Annotated in this window: 15 protein-coding genes; 13 read left to right on the forward strand and 2 right to left on the reverse strand. The window is 62.2% G+C overall.

From position 1 onward, the window contains the following. Positions 1 to 3: 3 nt before the first annotated feature. Entirely contained in the window at positions 4 to 426 is a 423-nt protein-coding gene (locus AC1DYJ_RS01790) for a pilus assembly protein N-terminal domain-containing protein (RefSeq protein ID WP_477279450.1), read from the reverse strand. Here AC1DYJ_RS01790 and AC1DYJ_RS01795 point away from each other — a divergent pair. The 10 genes from AC1DYJ_RS01795 to AC1DYJ_RS01840 all read left to right on the forward strand — a co-directional run bounded on the left by AC1DYJ_RS01795 (position 416) and on the right by AC1DYJ_RS01840 (position 9,962). After that, positions 416 to 541, forward strand: coding sequence for a hypothetical protein (locus tag AC1DYJ_RS01795; protein WP_477279452.1), 126 nt, complete (start codon positions 416 to 418; stop codon positions 539 to 541). The genes AC1DYJ_RS01790 and AC1DYJ_RS01795 overlap by 11 nt on opposite strands. Positions 542 to 784: 243 nt before the next feature. Further along, entirely contained in the window at positions 785 to 964 is a 180-nt protein-coding gene (locus AC1DYJ_RS01800; protein ID WP_477279454.1) for a Flp family type IVb pilin, read from the forward strand. Positions 965 to 1,157: 193 nt separating this feature from the next. Further along, positions 1,158 to 1,676, forward strand: a complete 519-nt coding sequence (locus tag AC1DYJ_RS01805; RefSeq protein ID WP_477279456.1) for an A24 family peptidase — start codon at positions 1,158 to 1,160, stop codon at positions 1,674 to 1,676. A gap of 207 nt (positions 1,677 to 1,883) precedes the next feature. Then, positions 1,884 to 2,699 carry a Flp pilus assembly protein CpaB gene (cpaB, locus tag AC1DYJ_RS01810; RefSeq protein WP_477279458.1) on the forward strand — a complete coding sequence of 272 codons (816 nt, stop codon included), beginning with the start codon at positions 1,884 to 1,886 and terminating at the stop codon, positions 2,697 to 2,699. After that, positions 2,696 to 4,240 carry a type II and III secretion system protein family protein gene (locus AC1DYJ_RS01815; RefSeq protein WP_477279460.1) on the forward strand — a complete coding sequence of 515 codons (1,545 nt, stop codon included), beginning with the start codon at positions 2,696 to 2,698 and terminating at the stop codon, positions 4,238 to 4,240. The genes cpaB and AC1DYJ_RS01815 overlap by 4 nt, the downstream gene beginning before the upstream one ends. Positions 4,241 to 4,253: 13 nt before the next feature. Continuing rightward, a complete protein-coding gene (locus AC1DYJ_RS01820) occupies positions 4,254 to 4,991 on the forward strand; it encodes a CpaD family pilus assembly protein (RefSeq protein ID WP_477279462.1) in 738 nt (245 codons plus the stop codon). Between the two features lie 54 nt (positions 4,992 to 5,045). Next, complete coding sequence (locus AC1DYJ_RS01825) at positions 5,046 to 6,329, forward strand: CpaE/TadZ family protein (protein WP_477280191.1); 1,284 nt, start codon at positions 5,046 to 5,048, stop codon at positions 6,327 to 6,329. A gap of 29 nt (positions 6,330 to 6,358) precedes the next feature. Continuing rightward, complete coding sequence (locus AC1DYJ_RS01830; protein ID WP_477279464.1) at positions 6,359 to 7,864, forward strand: CpaF family protein; 1,506 nt, start codon at positions 6,359 to 6,361, stop codon at positions 7,862 to 7,864. Positions 7,865 to 7,893: 29 nt separating this feature from the next. Continuing rightward, a complete protein-coding gene (locus AC1DYJ_RS01835) occupies positions 7,894 to 8,907 on the forward strand; it encodes a type II secretion system F family protein (protein ID WP_477279466.1) in 1,014 nt (337 codons plus the stop codon). A 38-nt stretch (positions 8,908 to 8,945) separates the two neighbouring features. Next, a complete protein-coding gene (locus AC1DYJ_RS01840) occupies positions 8,946 to 9,962 on the forward strand; it encodes a type II secretion system F family protein (RefSeq protein WP_477279468.1) in 1,017 nt (338 codons plus the stop codon). A gap of 108 nt (positions 9,963 to 10,070) precedes the next feature. Here AC1DYJ_RS01840 and AC1DYJ_RS01845 read toward each other — a convergent pair whose 3' ends face one another. Next, positions 10,071 to 10,892, reverse strand: coding sequence for a tetratricopeptide repeat protein (locus AC1DYJ_RS01845; protein WP_477280192.1), 822 nt, complete (start codon positions 10,890 to 10,892; stop codon positions 10,071 to 10,073). Between the two features lie 243 nt (positions 10,893 to 11,135). Between AC1DYJ_RS01845 and AC1DYJ_RS01850 the strand changes: the two genes are divergently transcribed. The 3 genes from AC1DYJ_RS01850 to AC1DYJ_RS01860 all read left to right on the forward strand — a co-directional run bounded on the left by AC1DYJ_RS01850 (position 11,136) and on the right by AC1DYJ_RS01860 (position 13,806). Further along, on the forward strand, positions 11,136 to 12,497 hold the full coding sequence (locus AC1DYJ_RS01850) for a leucyl aminopeptidase family protein (RefSeq protein ID WP_477279470.1): 1,362 nt from the start codon (positions 11,136 to 11,138) through the stop codon (positions 12,495 to 12,497). A gap of 70 nt (positions 12,498 to 12,567) precedes the next feature. Then, positions 12,568 to 12,918 (forward strand): MarR family winged helix-turn-helix transcriptional regulator, encoded by a 351-nt coding sequence (locus tag AC1DYJ_RS01855; RefSeq protein WP_477279472.1) that lies wholly within the window; start codon positions 12,568 to 12,570, stop codon positions 12,916 to 12,918. A 27-nt stretch (positions 12,919 to 12,945) separates the two neighbouring features. Then, positions 12,946 to 13,806, forward strand: a complete 861-nt coding sequence (locus AC1DYJ_RS01860) for a C40 family peptidase (RefSeq protein ID WP_477279474.1) — start codon at positions 12,946 to 12,948, stop codon at positions 13,804 to 13,806. Positions 13,807 to 14,006: the final 200 nt, after the last annotated feature.

The raw sequence follows: 14,006 nt of genomic DNA on the forward strand, positions 1-14,006 counted from the left end.
CGCTTACTGGCCGGCGCTCATTTCGGCTTCGGAAGCCTTCTCCGACTCGCTTTTGAACGAGCTCTCGCAATAGGGTGTGCAGGACATGGTCTGTACCGAAGCGCGCCTGTAGATACGCACCGACGATGCGTCCTGGCGCACCACCGTCACCTGCTCGTCGACGATCGGGCTGCCCTCCTGGTCGAGAACAACCAGATTGGTGACGCCGAACCCTTTGCCCGTCAGCACGATCGTCGATGCATCCTGAACGGAGGCATCGGCAATCGCCGGATTGCCGATGACGATGGTGTCGGCCGGGCGTGTCAGTTTGACGATCTTGGCCTGGTTCATCGTCACTTCGATGCCGGCTCCGGCCTTGGCCGGCAGCACAAAAGCCGGGACGGCGAGAAGCGCGGCAAGCAGGAATGACGATTTCATGGCGGTCATCGAGGCGCTCCACGGCGGCAGACTTGTTCAACGGAACATGAACGAGATTGGTGAACCAACGGTTAAGCCGGTGGCCGGCCCTGGGGATATTCGCGCGCATTTCGCCGCCAGCTAATATAAAGAGTGTCCCCGTCGACAGCCGTGAAGTCTCATTTTTCACGGCCTTTCCATGGGGCCGGCGAGCCGCCGTCCGGCGTTTAGTTTGCGGTTAACCACGCAAGCTGTTCGACGCGCGAAAGGAATCGGTAAGGCTGTTTATTAAGCCGATTGAAAGAGCTTCTCCCTAGATTGGCAGCATCCGATCAACCACCACAGAAGTTGACGGAAGTGCTGTAACACGTGGAGTAGGAGCTCTCGAATGTCTAATCTCATCGCACGCTTCGTGAAGGACGAGTCCGGCGCGACCGCTATCGAATACGGTCTGATCGCCGCTCTCATCGCGCTTGCCATCATGGTCGGTGCTGGCTCGCTCGGCAACGCCCTGGGCGTCAAGTTCAACGCCATCGCCAAAGCCGTCTCGACTGGCAACGCTCCGTAATACATTACGGATCAGCGACTGTTTTGGGAACAAGGGCCGCTCTTTGCGGCCCTTGTTTCATTTGTGCGATGGGCAGGATCTCAATCCGCAATTCGCAGGCGACATCAGTAAATTTGAGACCGCTGCCTCATCAATCGTTAATCGAACCTGTCTAGGCTGAAGCCCTGTACAAGTTGACCAAGGCGCCGCGCCGATGCTTGAAGCCCTGATCTTCGTCGTCTTTCCCTTCTGCATGCTCTTTGCCGCGATCTCCGACATGCTGTCGATGACGATCGCCAACCGCGTACCGGTGTTGTTGCTGGCGGTGTTTGCCGTGGTTGCGCCGCTGACGGGCATGGATTGGGCAACCTATGGCTGGCATTTCGCGGCCGGTGCCCTGGTGCTGGCAGTGACCTTCGGTCTGTTTGCGCTTGGCGGCATGGGCGGCGGCGACGCCAAGCTGCTTGCCGGCACCGCCGTCTGGATGGGGTTCAACCCTCACCTTGTCGAATATCTCGTGATCTCGACGTTCATCGGTGGCCTGCTGACGCTCGCCATCCTTCTCTATCGGAAATCGCCGCTGGCGATTTACACCAGCCACAATCCGTTTCTGCGCCATTTCGCCGACGATACGACTGGCATTCCCTATGGCATTGCACTCGGCATTGGTGGGCTGCTGACCTATCCGGATTCACCCTTGATGGTATGGGCGCTGGCAAGGCTGGCAACCTGAAACAGCAAACCTCTTTGCCGATCCGGCATCGATCTGAAAAGAAGGCGGCTTGGCCGCCTTTTTGGTGTCGGGAGCAAGGGTCATTCTAATTTATGTAAACCTTAAATTAATCACGATCGTAAGCATTACATTAACCTTGTTTTGACGATTGCCGCTGCAAAGTCCGGCCTGGCTAGGTGGTTTGCCTAAAGGCGAGGGTTCGGACAGATGCCAGCATCCCGACTGATCATTCTGGGCGTAGCGGTGGCTGCGGCGGGTGGTGCAGGTTACGTTGCCAAGAACATGGTGGCGGCCCCGCCGCCCCAGCAGGTCGTTGTCGACGCCCCTCAGGCGCCGGCCATCGCCTTGCAGGACGTGCTTGTGCTTTCCGGCGACGTCGCCATGGGCAGTCCGCTTGAGAACAACATCAGCTGGGAATCCTGGCCGGCCGAAGGGATCAACGCGAATTTCATCACCCGTGCTGTCGAACCCGACGCGCTGGAGAAGTTGAAAGGTTCTGTCGCCCGCGTTGCGATGTACACCGGTGAGCCCTTGCGGCGCTCCAAGCTGATCGGCGAGGGGCAGAGCTTCATGTCGTCGATCCTGCCCAGCGGCATGCGGGCCGTCGCCACCGCGATCTCTGCCGATACCTCGGCAGGCGGCTTTATCCTGCCCAACGATTTTGTCGACGTCATCATGACCCGCAGATCCGACACCGGCAACGCCGGCAGCGGATTCACCACCGAAACCATCCTCAAGAACATCCGCGTCCTGGCGATCGACCAGACCATCCAGGAGGACGAGGAAGGCAAGAAGACCAGGGTCGGACAGACGGCGACGCTGGAGCTGACGCCGCAGCAGGCCGAGATCATCACGGTCGCCCAGCAGATGGCCGATCGCCTGACGCTTGCACTGCGCTCGATCACCGACAATCAGGAAAAACATACCGATGAGGCCGACTACCTCGTTTCCGGCAATGGGCGGCGCGGAACGGTGCGGTTGATCAAATCGGGCGAAGTTTCCGAAGTAGGGGCAAGGAAATGAGGTTCATCGCTAAACTGCCTGTCACCATGGCTGCGGCAATCGGCCTGCTTTTCCTCGGAGCCCATGCAAGTGGCCTCCTCGAGGCCAAAGCGGCCGGCAAGACCGCCGGGGTTACGGCTTCGACGGCCACGCAACGCGTCAAGCTCGGCCTCAACAAATCGGTGGTCATCGACCTGCCGAGCGACGCCTACGACATCCTTGTCGCCAATCCGGCGGTCGCCGATGCAGTGACCCGCACGGCAAGGCGCATTTATCTGTTCGGCAAGGCGGTGGGTGAAACCAACATCTTCGTCTTCGGTCCCAATGGTGAGCAGATCGTCAGCCTGGATCTAGCCGTCGAACGCGACGTCGCCGGATTGGAGGACTATCTCAAGCGCTTCCTTCCGAACGCCGAGATCAAGGTTGAACTGCTGAACGATAACGTCGTCCTGACCGGCACGGTGGATACGCCGCTCGATGCCAAGCGCGCCGTCGATCTGGCAACCATCTTCGTGTCCGGCGGTGAAGCGACGACCGGCCAGTATTCGCAGACCGCGGCCGGTGGCAATGCCAATGGCGGCGTCGACATCAACAATCCAGATGCCGAACGCCGGGTCTCCAAGATCGTCAACCTGCTGCAGATCATCGGCGACGACCAGGTGACGCTGAAGGTGACCGTGGCCGAAGTCAGCCGCTCGGTGATGAAGCAGCTCGGCGTCAACATGGTCGGCAACGGCAGCATTGACGGCATTTCCTACGGTGCGTTGAGTTCGCCCAGCTACGGGCTGGGCAAACCGCTTTCGCAGAATGCGGGGCTGAATCTGCTGGGTGACGGGAGAGGCAATGGCCTTCAAGCCTACATCAACGCCATGGAGCAAAGCGGCGTCATGAAGACGCTTGCCGAACCGACCCTCACGGCGGTTTCGGGCGAGAAGGCAACGTTCAGGGCCGGCGGCGAATTCAACCTCATCACCGCACGTACGAACAACGTTTCGACCGACAACCAGACCGGCCAGGTAACCTACACCAACGAAAAGCTCGAATATGGCATCGGCCTCGAGTTCCAGCCCGTGGTGCTGTCGGCGGGCCGGATCAGCCTCAAGGTCAGGACGTCCGTGTCTGAGCCGACCATGGAAGGTGCGACCACCCTGGAAGGCGCCGCCAGTTTGCCCGGCACAACGCTCCTGTCGATCCGCAAGCGGCTTGCCGACACCACCGTCGAATTGCCGTCAGGCGGCTCGATGATGATCGCCGGCCTGGTTCGCGACGACGTTCGCCAGGCGGTCTCGGGTCTGCCCGGCCTGGCCAAGATCCCGGTGCTCGGCACGTTGTTCCGCAGCCGCGATTTCGTCCGCAACGAAAGCGAGCTGGTGATCATCATCACGCCCTATCTGGCGCGGCCGGTGGCGCGCAACGACCTGGCCAAGCCGGACGACAATTTCAATGCCGCCGGCGATGGCCCGGCCATGTTCCTTGGCCGCGTCAACCGCGTCTACGGCACCATGCAGACCGACAAGCCCAACGGCCGCTATCACGGCGTTGTCGGCTTCATCTACAAGTAAGCGGGGAGCGGACATGTCTCAGTCAGCATCGAAGGCAATGGCGGTCGCCGCAACAGTGCGGTCCGGTGGTGCCCGGATTCGCCGCTCGGCAATACCGATCCTGGCGATCGCGATCGCGGCCTCGCTCGCCGGTTGCGCCAAGCGCGACAGCATCACGGTTGGTGCAATCCCCGATGACTATCGCACCACCCATCCGATCGTGATTGCCGAGAAGAACCAGAAGATCGACCTTCCGGTCGGCGCCGGTGATCGCGGCATGACCGGCTCGCAGCGCGACACGCTTCTGGGCTTCCTCGACGGCTACGACAGGAGCGCTGCCCCGGCGCTGACGATCGCAACCCCGATCGGTTCGGCCAACGAGGTGGCAGCGACTGCCGCGGCGCGCGATTTCGCCAGGCTGGCGATTGCCAGCGGCATCAAGCGGGACCGGATCGTCGTAACCTCCTATCAGTCGGTCGTCCCCGAAGCCTCGGCGCCTATCCGCGTCTCCTATATTTCGGTGAGAGCCCAGACCGACAAATGCGGGCGCTGGCCCGAAGACATTCTGGAGACCTCGGAAAACAAGCACTACGCCGATTACGGCTGCTCGTCTCAGAACAACCTCGCCGCGCAACTCGCCAATCCGGCCGATCTGCTCGGGCCAAGAAAGCCGACCGATATCGACGCCGAGAACCGCGGTGCGGTGATCGACGTCTATCGCGGCAGAGGTATTTCGGACGAGTTCCTCGGCAATTCGGAAGTGACGTACTAGGAGCGCCAGTCCCGCGTAAGGACCGGAAAGAGAAGTCACGGAAAGAGCATGACGATGAGCAATCTTGCCTACGAAACGCCCGTAGACGGCGGCGACAGCGCGCAATCAGATATTGCCGCGATGCAGGCGCTGCGGCCGGTCCCGCGTATCTCGATCCAGGCATTTTGCGAGACGGAAGGTGTCGCGCATCCGGTGGAGCGGGCCGGCGAGGACCGCCGCATGGCCAAGGCGCATCTGAAAGTGCATATGGGCGGCATCGCCACGGCGATCGAATTCTACCAGTCTGCGCCGACGCCGAACCTGATCCTGCTGGAATCGCGCAGCGAACCGAAGCAGCTGCTGGAACAGCTTGCCCAGCTTTCCGAATATTGCGATCCCTCCTCGAAAGTCGTGGTGATCGGCCACTACAACGATGTCGGGCTTTACCGCGAACTCATCCGCTTCGGTATTTCCGAATATGTCATCGCGCCGGTGTCGATGGCCGATGTCGTCTCCGTGGTGTCGTCGATCTTCGTCGATCCGGAAGCCGAGCCGATCGGCCGCTCGATCGCTTTCATCGGCGCCAAGGGCGGTGTCGGCTCCTCGACCATCGCCCACAATGTGGCGTGGGCGATGTCATCGCTGTTCAAGTCGGAAGTGGTTGTCGCCGATCTCGACCTGGCTTTCGGGACGGCCAACATAAATTTCGACCAGGACCCGGCGCAAGGCATCGCCGAGGCCGTGTTTTCACCCGAACGCATCGACGAGGTCTATCTCGACCGGCTGCTTGCCCAGTGCGCCGAGCATCTGTCGTTGCTTGCGGCCCCCTCCACTCTGGAGCGGGTCTACGACTTTGATCCCGAGGCCTTCACGCAACTCATCGACACCGCGCAGCGCAGTGTGCCGCTGCTGGTGCTCGACGTCCCTCATATCTGGACCGGCTGGACCAAGAACACACTGATGAAGGCCGACGAGATCGTCATCACGGCGACACCGGAACTGGCCAATCTGCGCAACACAAAGAACCTGGTCGATATGCTGAACCGGCTTCGCCCGAACGATCCGCCGCCGAAGCTCATCATCAACCAGGCCGGGGTGCCGAAACGTCCCGAGATCTCCGCTTCCGACTTTGCCGAACCGCTCAGCCTGACGCCGATGTCGGTTATCGCCTTCGACCCGTTGCTGTTTGGGAACGCCGCCAACAACGGTCGCATGCTGGGCGAGATGGATGCCAAGAGCCCGGTCGTCGGTATGATCAATGAAATCGCGCATGTGCTGACCGGTCGCAGCGAAATCAAAGCCAAGAAGAAGGCAGGCCTTGGCGGCCTGCTCGGCAAGCTCTCGCGTAACAAGAAATGACGCTTCTCAAGCGGAATTGGTAGTCGATCATGTTTGGTAAAAGAGGCTCCGACGACGGCGGCCGGTCCATCCCGGAATTCCGCCAGCCAGCACCGCCGCCCGCGGCGCCGGGGGCTGCAACGCCTGCCGACACGGCTGTTCTTGCTCGGCCGGCAGCGCCGCCTGCTGCGCCGGCAATGCCGCCCGCTCGCCGTGCCGTTGAGGCGCCGCCGATGGCGCCTGAGCCGGCAAGAAAGGTCCAGCGCGAACGCAGCGAGACCTACTACGACACCAAGAGCCAGGTCTTCTCCGCGCTCATCGACACCATCGACCTGTCGCAGCTCGCCAAGCTCGATCCCGAGAGCGCGCGCGAGGAAATCCGCGATATCGTCAACGACATCATCGCCATCAAAAACTTCGCAATGTCGATTGCCGAGCAGGAAGAGCTGCTCGAAGACATCTGCAACGATGTGCTTGGCTACGGCCCGCTGGAGCCGTTGCTCGCCCGCGACGATATCGCCGACATCATGGTCAACGGCTCCAAGAACGTTTACATCGAAGTCAACGGCAAGGTCGAACAGACCGGCATTCGCTTCCGCGACAATCAGCAGCTGCTCAATATCTGCCAGCGCATCGTCAGCCAGGTTGGCCGCCGCGTCGACGAATCGAGCCCGATCTGCGACGCCCGCCTGCCAGACGGTTCCCGCGTCAACGTCATCGCCCCGCCGCTGTCCATCGACGGCACCGCGCTCACCATCCGCAAGTTCAAAAAGGACAAGCTGACGCTCGATCAGCTTGTCAAGTTCGGCGCCATCTCGCCGCAAGGCGCAGAAATCCTCAAGATCATCGGCCGCGTCCGCTGCAACATCGTCATTTCCGGCGGTACCGGCTCCGGCAAGACGACGCTGCTCAACTGCCTGACCAACTATATCGACCGCGAGGAACGCGTCATCACCTGCGAGGACTCGGCCGAGCTGCAACTGCAGCAGCCGCATGTGGTGCGTCTCGAAACCCGCCCGCCCAATCTCGAGGGCGAAGGCGAGGTGACTATGCGCGACCTGGTCAAGAACTGCCTGCGCATGCGGCCCGAACGCATCATCGTCGGCGAAGTGCGCGGACCGGAGGTTTTCGACCTTCTGCAGGCGATGAACACCGGCCATGACGGTTCGATGGGAACGATCCACTCCAACAGCCCGCGCGAATGCCTGAACCGTATCGAATCGATGATYGCCATGGGTGGCTATTCGCTGCCGCAGAAGACCGTGCGCGAAATCGTCGTCGGCTCCATCGATGTCATCATCCAGGCAGCACGCCTTCGCGACGGGTCGCGCCGCATCACCCACATCACCGAGGTGATCGGCATGGAAGGCGACGTCATCATCACGCAGGATATCGTGCTCTATAACATCAAGGGCGAGGACGCGAACGGAAGGCTGCTTGGCGAACATGTGTCGACCGGCATCGGCCGTCCGCATTTCTGGGATCGCGCCCGCTACTATGGCGAGGAACAGCGCCTCGCCAATGCGCTGGAATCGATGGAGAAACGCGCTGACTGACGCATCTGGAGGCGTGGGGACCGAGATTGATGTTCGGAATTGACACCACCGTACTGGCGTTCATCGTGCTCGCCGGCTTCAGCGCCGGCGCGATCGCCTATGCCTTCCTGTTCACCCGGATGAACAACGAGAAGCAGGCCGGCAAGCGGCTTGAGACGATCAAGGCCGCCGAGACCGATCGTTCGGTCGTCAAGGCTTCGCGCGACCGTGTCGCAGAGGCGGCCAAGCGGCGCAAATCCGTTCAGGATTCGCTGAAACAACTGGATGAAAAGCAGAAGACCACCGAGCGCGTTGTCAAGAAGCCGCCGCTGAAGGCACAGATCCGCCAGGCCGGCATGCAGGTCTCGATAGAGCGTTTCTATATCTACTCCGTCATGTGCGGCATCGCGCTGACGGCGCTTGCCTATTTCGCCGGCGCGCCGCTGCTGGTCCTGCCAGGCGCGCTGCTGGCCGGCGCGCTTGGCCTGCCGCGCTGGTTCGTCTCGTTTCGCCGCACGCGCCGGGTCAAGGCGTTCCTCAACGAATTTCCCAACGCTCTCGACATCATCGTGCGCGCCGTCAAATCCGGCCTGCCACTTAACGACGCCATTCGCCTGATCGCCAATGAATCGCCGGAGCCGGTCAAGACCGAGTTCCGCCGCATCGTCGATTCACAGCAGGTTGGCATGTCCATCCCCGATGCCACCTTGCGCATGGCCGAAACCATGCCGTGCAGCGAGGCAAGCTTCTTCGGCATCGTCATCCAGATCCAGTCGCAGGCCGGCGGCAACCTCTCCGAGGCGCTGGGCAACCTTTCACGCGTGCTTCGCGATCGCAAGAAGATGAAGGCCAAGGTCCAGGCGCTGTCCATGGAAGCGAAGGCGTCGGCCGTCATTATCGGCGCGCTGCCTTTTGTCGTTGCCCTTCTCGTCTACCTGTCGAGCCCGAATTACATCATGCCGTTGTTCACCACCAGCACCGGCAATCTGATCCTCGGCTGTTCCGGTGTCTGGATGTCGATCGGCATTCTGGTGATGCGCAAGATGATGAACTTTGAGGTCTAGGCCCGACTTCGGAAAGCTCGAACGAAAAGACTAAACGAATGACAGACCACGTCGTCAAATCGCTGACCGATCCTGCCTTCCTGATCGCGTTGCTGGTCGGCATCGCGGTGTTCGCAACCGTCTTCACGCTGCTGCCGGCCCTGGGCGGCAACCAGCTCAAGGCACGCATGAAATCGGTGGCGCTGGAGCGGGACGAGCTGCGCGCCAAGCAGCGCGCACGGCTGGCCAGCGAAGCCGATCGCCGCCGCAAGGGTCTGCGCGAGGAACAGTCGATCGGCATGCGCAACATCGTCGACAGGCTGGACCTGCGGCGTGCGCTGGCCGATGAAGGCACGCTGCAGAAGCTCAAAGTGGCGGGCTTTCGCGGCCAGAATCCGCTGACGCGATTCCTGTTTTTCCGCCTGATCCTGCCTTTTGTAGGTTTCGCGCTGGCGGCGATCTATCTGTTCGTGCTCGGCGGGTTGCCGGACCGGCCGGCTTTCGTGAAACTGTTCGTCTGCATCCTTGTCGCCTATGCCGGTTTCTACGCGCCAATCCTTTACGTCAACAACCGTGCCGCCAAGCGCAAGCAGTCGATCCAGCAGGCGTGGCCGGATGCGCTCGACCTGATGCTGATCTGCGTTGAGTCCGGCATGTCGGTTGAGGCTGCCTTGCGCAAGGTCGCCGAGGAGATCGGTTCGCAGTCCGTGGCGTTGGCGGAAGAATTCGTGCTGACCAATGCCGAGCTCTCCTATCTGCAGGAGCGCAAGGTTGCTTATGAAAACTTGGCGGCTCGTACCGGCCTGGAATCTGTGAAGTCAGTGTCCCAGGCGCTCGTCCAGGCCGAACGCTACGGCACGCCCGTGGCGCATGCATTGCGCGTGCTGGCCTCGGAAAGTCGCGACATGCGCATGAATGCCGCCGAGAAGAAGGCCGCGGCCTTGCCGCCGAAGCTCACCGTGCCGATGATCCTGTTCTTCCTGCCGGTCTTGTTCGCCATCATTCTCGGACCAGCCGGCATGCAGGTCAGCCAGCGCGGCATCTTCGGCGACCAGCACAATTCGTCAAGCCAGTAGGCTTCGTTGCAGCCATACGAAAGAGCCGCGTTGCTAGGGCAATGCGGCTCTTGGTTTTTCAGCTTTGACGTGGATGGATCTTGCGCTGCGCGGAGATGTGTTCGGCGCTCAGTTGGTCGCGGGCTTGCCCTTGTCCTGATCCTTGAGCTGGCTCCAGGCGTTCTGCTGGGCAAGCATCTGGCGAAGGTAGGCTACATTGGCTTGCGCTTGTTCGGGCGAAAGCTCCTGCGAGGCGATCTTCTCGGCCTCGTCGAAGCGGCCTTGCAGGCCGACGACCAGCGCCAGATTCTGGCGCACCCGGCTGTCGGCGTTCGGTTGCTGGGCGGCCGTGCGCATATAGGTCTCGGCGGTGCGCAGATCGCCTTCCAGCACATAGGACATGCCGAGATTGGAGAGGATCGAGGGTTCGTTCGGCTTGAGATCGAGCGCCTTGCGGTAATCCTGGCGCGCTTCATCTTTCTGGCCGATCTGGTCGAGGATGGCGGCCTCCGCAGACATCAGCCGCCAGTCCGGATATTCCGGCGTCTGCGCGCGGCGCACCGCGTCGAGCGCGGACTCGAACTGGCCGTTGGCGGCGAGTGCCTTGCCATAGGCGGCGAGTACATCGCGATCCTTGGGGTAGGCGATCGCCAGCTTGCGCATCACGGCAAGCGACTGGTCGGCATCGCCATCCATCTGCAACGCCGCCGCATAATTCATCGCCAGCCGCTTGTCGTTGGGGTTCTTTGCGTAGGATTCGCCGAGTCGCCCGGTTGCGCTGTGCAGCTCGCTGGCCGACATGGTTTCCAGCGGTTTGCCGCTGCTGCGTCCGATCGAGCCGGTCGTGAGCTTGCTGGTTCCGCACCCGGCGACGCCGGCGGCGAGCGCCATCAGCAATGCCGTGGTGACCAACCGTTTGCCCGTGACGTTCATCCTGCGGTTGGTCGGCATCGGCACGGGGCTCTCCATTCCTGCGCGCGGCCATTGCGTGGCCGTCTTCATTCCCCCAGAAATATTCTGTTAACCCTAACGGAGTGTTAAAAAGCGGCCCGTTGCGATCGGAACGCTACCCGCCGGAAGCCCATTGGCTTGGCATTTTCCTATGCCTGGCCTCTGTGCATAGATGTTGAAATCATTCGACGTCCCTGTCAGGTGACTGGGGATGACTTGCAAGCCTGCGCCGGAGACCATCGAATGCCTGTCGAACTCGTCGAGACACTAAACACGGCCTTGCCCGTCCATCTGGTTGCGAGGGATGGCCTGGACGCCCTGGGGCTTTCGCCCTCCACGATCGCCTGGGCGGCCGCCAACGGCTTTTCCGGCGAGGCCGGCCGGACGCTCGTCCTGCCCGGCGAAAGCGGTGCGCTTGCCGGCGCCTTGTTCGGTATCGGTGACGGCGAGGGCGCGCTGGCCATCGGGGCGCTGGCGAGAGCCCTGCCGCAAGGCGACTGGCACCTCGTCACGGCGCATGCCGAGCCGGAGCTCGCGGCCATCGCCTTGATGCTCGGCGGCTATGTCTTCACCCGTTACGGCAAGAAACCAGGCAAGGCATTGCGCTTTGCGCTGCCGTCCGGCGCCGATCCGGGCCGTGTCCGCCGCATCGCCGATGGCGTCTTTCTGACACGCGATCTGGTCAATACGCCGACCAGCGACATGGGGCCGGACGAGCTGGAGAAGGCGGTGCGGAACTTGGCTGCCGCACACAACGCCGAAGTATCGGTGATCAAGGGCGACGATCTGCTGAAGCAGAATTTTCCGATGATCCATGCGGTCGGCCGCGCCTCGGTCGGCGCGCCGCGCCTGATCGACATGATTTGGGGACCGGAAGGCGCACCGAAGGTGACGCTGGTCGGCAAGGGCGTCTGTTTCGACACTGGCGGCCTCGACATCAAGCCATCGTCGGGCATGCTGTTGATGAAGAAGGACATGGGCGGAGCCGCCAATGTGCTGGGTCTTGCCTCGATGATCATGGCCGCCGGGCTGAAGGTCCGGCTGCGCGTCCTTATCCCGGCCGTCGAGAATTCGATTGCCGGCAACGCTTTCCGTCCTGGGGACGTTCTGACCAGCCGCAAGGGCATCACTGTCGAGATCGGCAACACCGACGCCGAAGGGCGGCTGGTGCTCGCCGATGCGCTGGCGCTGGCCGACGACGAGGAGCCTGAACTGTTGATCGACATGGCGACTCTGACCGGTGCCGCGCGTGTCGCACTCGGGCCGGACCTGCCGCCTTTCTACACCGGCGACGAAGCGTTAGCGTCCGAACTGGCGGCGGCCTCCGTTGCCGTCGAGGATCCGTTGTGGCGCATGCCGCTGTGGCGGCCCTACGATGCCAGGCTGGCCTCGAAGATCGCCGACATCAACAACGTCACGACCGACGGCTTTGCCGGTTCGGTCACCGCGGCGCTGTTCCTCAAGCGCTTTGTCGAACGGACTCAGGGCTGGGCGCATCTCGACATCTTTGCCTGGAACCCGTCCGATCGCCCCTACGGCCCTGCCGGCGGTGAAGCGCAAGGCATCCGTGCGCTGGAGCGGATCATTTCGAACCGCTATGCGTAAGGTCGTGAGGCCTGGCGCACGGCTCCAAAACTGAAACGGAACCGAAACAATTTGCCGTCATGCTCGGGCGATGTCGATTTCGATGCGTCCGAGCCAGGCGATGCGACTGTGGCAGCAGGTGATGCTGTCGCAGGTGCGCGATGACGCGCCCGATCTCACCATGCGCCAGACGGCGATTCTGTTCACCATCTATCTCGACCCGCCGCCGCACACGGTGCGCGGCCTGGCAGCCCGCCTCAACGTCACCAAGCCGGTCATCACCCGCGCGCTCGATACGATGGGCGCGCTGAAGCTGGTGTCGCGCCATCGCGACGAACTCGACAAGCGCAACGTGCTGATCAGGCGCACGGTCGAAGGCGCACTCTTTGTCGAGCGCTTCGGCGATGGTATCGTTGCTCGGGCCAACGAACTGCCCATCTGACCGATCACCGATAGCTGGATTAACAATTTGACTGCCAGGGATGCCCGCCTCCACGCCTTCCGTTCCGACCTCGCCGATGCCAGGCTGAAAGGCGAGGTATCGGCCGATCGCTTCGTCACCGGCCGTCCGGCGCGCATCACGGCCTCCGTGGCTGATATCCGCAAGGCGCCTCTCCCGGACGCCGGCGTCAACACGCAAATTCTGTTTGGTGACGACGTGCTTGTCTTCGAGGAAGCCGAAGGCTGGGCCTGGGTCCAGGCTGAGCGCGACGGCTATGTCGGCTATGTCGGTGCCACCATGTTGGGCGCCCGCGAGTATGCGCCAACCCACATCGTCTCGGCGCCGCGCACCTTCCTCTATCCGGGCGCCGATCTTCGCTTCCCGATCTCCGGCCAATTGTCGATGGGCTCGACGGTCACCGTGACGGGCGCTGCCGAAACGCGCGGCACCCACTATGCGCTGTTGCCCTCCGGAGAAGCGTTGATCGCAGGGCATCTCAGCCCGCTCGACGATGTCGCCGGCGACTATGTCGCGGTGGCCGAGATGTTTCTCGGCACGCCCTATCTCTGGGGCGGCACGTCGGGCTTCGGCATCGACTGTTCAGGCCTTGTGCAACTGGCCATGCGCATGGTCGGCCGCAATGTCCTGCGCGATTCCGACATGCAGGCGGCAGGCCTGGGCGAACCGCTCGATCCCGGCCCGGATTATACCGGGCTCAAGCGCGGCGACCTGGTGTTCTGGAAGGGCCATGTCGCCATCATGACGGACGCCGAGACGATGATCCACGCCAACGGCCACACCATGCTGGTCTCGCGCGAGGGGCTGAAGGAGGCGATCGATCGGATCGGGTATCTCTATGGCGGGCCGACGGGGTTTCGCAGGCCGTAAGCTTCTTCCTTCTCCCCGTTCTACGGGGAGAAGGTGCCCGAAGGGCGGATGAGGGGCGGCGCTGACGTCGACAACCTCACAAGTTAGCGCTGCCCCTCACCTGCCTGCCGGCATCCTCTCCCCGTAAACGGGGCGAGGAAAGCTATCCCCGATCACCTTTTGTTCCGATTTTCCTTGGCGTTCGCGCTCGCTCGCGCTAC

Source organism: Mesorhizobium sp. P2_B11, assembly GCF_056404855.1.

Bases quoted from the DNA above. Each gene is read 5' to 3' on its own strand.
- AC1DYJ_RS01790 (WP_477279450.1), bottom strand. From the start codon at position 426: ATGACCGCCATGAAATCGTCATTCCTGCTTGCCGCGCTTCTCGCCGTC.
- cpaB (WP_477279458.1), top strand. From the start codon at position 1,884: ATGCCAGCATCCCGACTGATCATTCTGGGCGTAGCGGTGGCTGCGGCG.
- AC1DYJ_RS01805 (WP_477279456.1), top strand. From the start codon at position 1,158: ATGCTTGAAGCCCTGATCTTCGTCGTCTTTCCCTTCTGCATGCTCTTT.
- AC1DYJ_RS01825 (WP_477280191.1), top strand. From the start codon at position 5,046: ATGAGCAATCTTGCCTACGAAACGCCCGTAGACGGCGGCGACAGCGCG.
- AC1DYJ_RS01820 (WP_477279462.1), top strand. From the start codon at position 4,254: ATGTCTCAGTCAGCATCGAAGGCAATGGCGGTCGCCGCAACAGTGCGG.
- AC1DYJ_RS01840 (WP_477279468.1), top strand. From the start codon at position 8,946: ATGACAGACCACGTCGTCAAATCGCTGACCGATCCTGCCTTCCTGATC.
- AC1DYJ_RS01855 (WP_477279472.1), top strand. From the start codon at position 12,568: ATGTCGATTTCGATGCGTCCGAGCCAGGCGATGCGACTGTGGCAGCAG.
- AC1DYJ_RS01800 (WP_477279454.1), top strand. From the start codon at position 785: ATGTCTAATCTCATCGCACGCTTCGTGAAGGACGAGTCCGGCGCGACC.
- AC1DYJ_RS01815 (WP_477279460.1), top strand. From the start codon at position 2,696: ATGAGGTTCATCGCTAAACTGCCTGTCACCATGGCTGCGGCAATCGGC.
- AC1DYJ_RS01845 (WP_477280192.1), bottom strand. From the start codon at position 10,892: ATGCCGACCAACCGCAGGATGAACGTCACGGGCAAACGGTTGGTCACC.
- AC1DYJ_RS01835 (WP_477279466.1), top strand. From the start codon at position 7,894: ATGTTCGGAATTGACACCACCGTACTGGCGTTCATCGTGCTCGCCGGC.
- AC1DYJ_RS01795 (WP_477279452.1), top strand. From the start codon at position 416: ATGGCGGTCATCGAGGCGCTCCACGGCGGCAGACTTGTTCAACGGAAC.
- AC1DYJ_RS01850 (WP_477279470.1), top strand. From the start codon at position 11,136: ATGCCTGTCGAACTCGTCGAGACACTAAACACGGCCTTGCCCGTCCAT.